This is a genomic window from Pseudomonadales bacterium (assembly GCA_013215025.1).
Lineage (GTDB): Bacteria > Pseudomonadota > Gammaproteobacteria > Pseudomonadales > DT-91 > DT-91.
Genome location: JABSRR010000107.1, coordinates 1 through 3941, shown reverse-complemented (window position 1 = coordinate 3941; position 3941 = coordinate 1). Strand labels below are relative to the sequence as shown.

The window sequence follows — 3941 nt, the reverse complement described above, 5'->3', positions numbered from 1 at the left end:
AAAAATGGCGATAAGAAGAAATGGCGACATACGTCAAGTATAGGGGGATGATGCAGGCACACCCAAGGCTCAGACTAAGTTTGCGCCTTAGCGTGCATAAAAAAAGGTGGCATAGCCACCTTTATACATTTTTCATTATCAAGCCTAGGGTGCTTTCGAAACCACTACGCGCGCCGGTCGAATCAAACGGCCATTCAGCACATAACCCTTTTGAAACACGTCCATCACCGAGTTCGGCTCCATATCAGGGTTTGGCACCATGGTCATGGCTTCATGCAGCTGCGGATCAAATGGCTCACCGTGCGGATCGATTTGCTCAACCTGATACTTGGCTAAAATGTCGACAAAGCTCTTACGCGTTAGCTCAACGCCTTCAACAATTGGCTTTACTGCCTCATCATCAGCGGCAGTATCAATCGCACGCTCCAGATTATCCATTACCGCGAGCAAGTCTTCGGCAAATTTTTCTAGCGCAAATTTACGCGCCTTGTCGACTTCGCCTTGTAAGCGCTTNCGAATATTCTGTGTTTCAGCCTGATCGCGCACCATCTGATCTTTCATAGCGGCCACTTCAGCTTCCATCGCAGCGACCTTTTCGTCGTTATTTAAGACCTCAGGCTCCGNCTGTTCTGTCNACTCAGACTCTGCGTCCACTGACTCTGCCGTCTGCTCGGCAACATCTTCAGGGCTATCGGACGGGTTTGCCTGCGCCTCAACGTCTGGTTGATCTGCTGATTGCGCGTCGGATGGTTCGGGGTTTTGTGTTTCGTCGCTCACTCGATGTCTCCTGTGAGTAAATACAAATAGCGGTTGCTTGTTTTATAAGGGCGAATAAGAAAATTTCAAGTGCAGCAAGATAAAAGCCTGCAAATATTTAGCCCTGCTGGCGTATGCCGCGATAAATGCCTTTAGCCACAATGATGGGAAATAAAATACTACGTACCAGCGCCTTAGGAATCCGCACTACCATGCCATTGGCTGCATACACCCGCATACCGCTAGCCTGCACCCCCAAAATCGATCCCCAGCGGTAGCGGCTTGCTTTAAAGGTTTTTAACTTTACCTCGGATTTGCCGTTACGATCTGCCTCAGCCAGGCGTTTTAAATTGCTGGCCACCGTCATAAAACCAGCATTGCGCGCCGAGCTGCGATTCGCGTCACTGGCCGCGATATCGCCAACCGTAAACACATTGTCAAAGCCTGGCACCCGAAGATGCGCATCGGCCTTGATAAAGCCATCAGCATTCAACATGGCCTTAGGCACAAACTGATTATTCGGCTGCAGATTTCCCACACACCAGACAATCGCATCAGCGCTAAACGCAGGCTGCGGGGTTTGCCAAACTATCTCACCATGGTCGATGCTGTTGAGCTGTGCCTGGGTTTTACCTGTCAGATCAGCACGATAGCCAGCATGCAAATGCACGCCTGCAAGCTTTAAGCGCTGTGTCACTTTACGCTGCACCTTAGGGTGGTAGCCAGGCAAAATCGCTGGGTGGGAAAAGAACAAATGTACCTGAGTGTCTGGCTGCTCTTCGGCGAGATTACAGGCCACGCTGACCCCGCTTGCACCTGCACCCACTACCGCAACACATTTTGCTGCACAGAGCTGTTGGTGGTGATGTTGCAAAGACGCTTCAATCGCATCGAATGGCTGCAAAAGATTATTTCGCCAAAAGCCATTGCTAACACCCGGGCTTAATAGCAGAAAATCATAGCCAATCGTGTGGCTTTGCTGCGCCGCATCACAATACGTTAAAGTTTGTTGATCGGTATCGACTGACTGGATTAGCCCTTGCTTAATCGTTACTTGATCTAATTTGTTAAACCGATCAAAGGCCACAAGATAGTCGCGTTGCCACTCAGCTGGTCGCGTGAGCCTTGAGCCAAGCTCTTGACCGCTCAGTAAACATGGCTTGGTACTGATACCAACTACCTCAAACGCATCAGCAAGATAAATCGCCGTAAGCAAGCCAGTGTCACCAAAACCGGCTATCACTAGCTTGGGCTTTGTATGCGGCGAAGGTGATGCGCTAGTGGGCATTAACGGTAAACTGCATCAGCATCACAATCGGGGTAAAATGCATAAGCTGCCGCAACGCTAACGCTTTTGCGGCAAAATTAGTAACATTGAGATTTTATCAATAATGCGCTGATAATCAGGGCGGCGCTCTAAAGAACGCACCTCCATCATCGGAATGCTCACAAATACGAACATCGTCAGCATGGCAATAAAGCCAATCATCTGCCACCACCAGCCCTCAGGGTAAGCCGCCAAACCAAACAAGCCCAAACTAAACCAAAAAAGCACCTCACCAAAATAGTTAGGGTGACGTGAATAAGCCCATAGGCCCGTTTCAATGATTTGCCCCGGTTTACGGTTAGCAATAAAGTGATGCAGCTGCCGATCAGCAATAAGCTGTATCGCTGGGGCTGCAACACCTAATATAAACGCCACATAGTCGAGCCCGTTAAGCGGCGCATCGCTTAACACTAGGCAGGCATAAACAGGCAGCATGCCCAGAAATACCTGGATCGTTGGAAAGTAATGAATACCAAAAAAGTCGGTAATCCATGCTATCTGCGGAATCTTCTCTTTTAACATACCATAGCGCCAATCTTCATGATGCAGCCCTGACCAATGCTTGGTCCAATTCCAGGTTAAACGGATCGCCCAAAACCACGTCACGATAGAGATCATGATAAAGCGCACAAAATCCGCATCCGCATGTTTATTCATCCACCAGAACACCAGCAAGAACGGTGGAAAAACGCTCCAGTAGGCATCGTAAAAACTGGAATTTTTAAACAGACGACTGAAAATAAAAATGACCACTGTGGCGATAGTATCTGCGATAAAGCTATCTAACAGAAGGTCATTGAAGAAACTGATATATTTCAGGTAATACGCAGCAGCGAAAAAGCACGCAACATAGGCAATGCAGATCCAAATTAAAGATGTGAACCGGCTCGCATTTTCGGAATATTGACTAGGCATGATAGTGACCTGTTAAATGTTATCGTTATTTTATTTTTTGCTTGTCACAAGCAATTGTTACGTTACAACAAATCTGTCAGATCATAAAACACATTTATATTACAAAATGTAAAAATATTTTAAATCCAATTAAATTTTCAATTACGTAAAGCGAGAATATTCAGCGGTTAATATCTTGCTGATTATAACTGCGAAAGAAGCTTGCCACATGAGTGTAACTTTTTTTCGCACTAACCTAATTAAATAAGAGGATTTTCCGATGATCACACGAAACAAGAATTTCGTTGCTTCATTATGTTTATGTACGGCAGCATTTTTAACCGCATGTGATAATGACGACGATAAAGATAATGGCCCATCACTCAATATCGTTGAAACAGCTGACTCAGTAGATGACCTGTCCAGCCTAGTTACAGCAGTTAGCGCTTTTGAAGATATCGCAACAGCACTTTCTGATCCAGATGCAGACCTAACCGTTTTTGCACCAACCAATGCTGCTTTTGATGGATTATGTGAAACACTCGGAGTTGATGGTACAGGCGACACTTGCGTTACTGGTTTAGTTGATGCGCTAACCGCAGACACCGTCGCAGACGTCCTAACTTACCATGTGCTAGGCAATCGTGTTGATGCTGCAACAGCTGTATCAGTAGCTGAAGGTGAAGCAGGTGCCGGTCGCTTAGTACCAACTCTCTTAGAAGGCAACTCAGTTGCCGCAACGTTAACCGGCAACCAGCTTTATATCAACACCTCAGCAGTAACTACTGCAGATGTTGATACTACCAATGGCGTAGTGCACGTGATTGATAAAGTTTTATTGCCTGTAGAACTTGAAACCATCACCGATTTTTCTAGCTTAACTATCGCAGAAATTGTTGCTGCAGCCTCAACAGGCGGCGCTACAGCTTTAGATGGCGTTGATGGCCCAGAGTTTACTCTGTTA

General features: G+C 46.6%; 4 protein-coding genes. 1 reads left to right on the top strand and 3 read right to left on the bottom strand.

Going from position 1 to position 3941, the window contains the following annotated elements; translation table 11 throughout:
- Positions 1-144: 144 nt before the first annotated feature.
- From grpE to HRU21_08465, 3 genes are all read right to left on the bottom strand, one after another.
- Entirely contained in the window at positions 145-777 is a 633-nt protein-coding gene (grpE, locus tag HRU21_08475) for a nucleotide exchange factor GrpE (GenBank protein NRA42323.1), read from the bottom strand.
- A gap of 97 nt (positions 778-874) precedes the next feature.
- Positions 875-2044, bottom strand: coding sequence for an FAD-dependent oxidoreductase (locus HRU21_08470; GenBank protein NRA42322.1), 1170 nt, complete (start codon positions 2042-2044; stop codon positions 875-877).
- Between the two features lie 57 nt (positions 2045-2101).
- Positions 2102-2998 (bottom strand): DUF1295 domain-containing protein, encoded by an 897-nt coding sequence (locus HRU21_08465; GenBank protein NRA42321.1) that lies wholly within the window; start codon positions 2996-2998, stop codon positions 2102-2104.
- A 259-nt stretch (positions 2999-3257) separates the two neighbouring features.
- Here HRU21_08465 and HRU21_08460 point away from each other — a divergent pair.
- Positions 3258-3941, top strand: a 684-nt coding sequence (locus HRU21_08460; protein ID NRA42320.1) for a fasciclin domain-containing protein, incomplete at its 3' end; no start/stop codon positions are given.